The organism is Bradyrhizobium sp. Leo114 (assembly GCF_055229415.2).
Genome location: NZ_JBUYEN020000219.1, coordinates 1 through 429, shown reverse-complemented (window position 1 = coordinate 429; position 429 = coordinate 1). Strand labels below are relative to the sequence as shown.

General features: G+C 61.1%; 1 protein-coding gene and 1 pseudogene. Both read left to right on the top strand.

Annotated elements, in window-relative coordinates:
- Positions 1 to 49: 49 nt before the first annotated feature.
- Positions 50 to 205 carry a hypothetical protein gene (locus ACZIRK_RS45495; RefSeq protein WP_474419881.1) on the top strand — a complete coding sequence of 52 codons (156 nt, stop codon included), beginning with the start codon at positions 50 to 52 and terminating at the stop codon, positions 203 to 205.
- A pseudogene (locus ACZIRK_RS45490) lies at positions 202 to 429 on the top strand (NAD(P)/FAD-dependent oxidoreductase); the annotation flags it as partial. The gene ACZIRK_RS45495 and the pseudogene ACZIRK_RS45490, both read left to right, overlap by 4 nt.

The window sequence follows — 429 nt, the reverse complement described above, 5'->3', positions numbered from 1 at the left end:
AAGCCATGAGCTGGCGGCGTTGCTGGAGCAGTACTTCCCGTCGGTTCGGATGAACGCCGAGGAGTTGCTCTTGCGTTTCAAGCGCAATGAGAGCGATGAGGGCGCAATGTTGCGTGATCTCCTGCTCGCGCAACGCTCGACCGAAGGGGATATCGGCAACTGGCTGGCTGCGATGATCGCGCGTCGCGCGATCGAGCCTTCCTGATCGAGGGCTCGGAGGTCAAGGAATATTCTGCGCACCTCATCCCTGAAGGTGGCTACAAGGCAATCCCGCAGCTGTATGGCGAAGGTTGGGTCGTGGCCGGCGATGCGGCGCAGCTCAACAACGCCATTCATCGCGAGGGCTCTAACCTCGCGATGACCTCGGGCCGCATTGCGGCGGAAGCTATCGTCCAGGTGAGATCACGGCGTTATCCCATGACTGCGGCA

Excerpts from the sequence above, each read along its gene's own strand:
- ACZIRK_RS45495 (WP_474419881.1), top strand. The coding sequence starts at position 50 with ATGAACGCCGAGGAGTTGCTCTTGCGTTTCAAGCGCAATGAGAGCGAT.